This is a genomic window from Streptomyces endophyticus (assembly GCF_035798155.1).
Classification (GTDB): domain Bacteria; phylum Actinomycetota; class Actinomycetes; order Streptomycetales; family Streptomycetaceae; genus Streptomyces; species Streptomyces endophyticus.
Map to the genome: position 1 here is coordinate 1 of NZ_JAOZYC010000141.1, position 518 is coordinate 518.

The window sequence follows — 518 nt, forward strand, 5'->3', positions numbered from 1 at the left end:
TGTCACCCCAGACGCATGGCCAACCTGGCCGGTAAAACTGGGTTGGCTGACACCGCGCGGTGGTGAGCTAATCGCCTATCTCGGACATTACCAACGCCAGCGTCTGGTAGCCGACGGATTGCTGGCGAAAAAGGGCTGCCCGCAGTCTGGTCAGGTCGCGATTATTGCTGATGTCGACGAGCGTACCCGTAAAACAGGCGAAGCCTTCGCCGCCGGGCTGGCACCTGACTGTGCAATAACCGTACATACCCAGGCAGATGGTGGTCGTTGAAGATGTCTTGCTTGTAGCCACCTCGGCCGAATACAGAATCATCCGTGCTTCCCAAAGTACCAAAGATCTGGCCTCTTCCAGCGTTGCGTTCCCAAGTCAGATCCCTTGGTCGGCGTACTGATTTAGAGTATGGGTTGAAATCTGGGTGGGTTTCCAGATAACCGGGTGGTATGAACACCTTGGCGTAGGTGCAAGCTACTAGGGCAGCGAAGCAGAGTAGGATGGCAGACTGCATTTTGAGTTGTTT

1 pseudogene is annotated in these 518 nt (G+C 55.2%); it reads left to right on the top strand.

Annotated elements, in window-relative coordinates:
* Positions 1 to 259: pseudogene (locus tag OKJ99_RS26515) on the top strand (histidine-type phosphatase); the annotation flags it as partial.
* Between the last annotated feature and the right edge of the window lie 259 nt (positions 260 to 518).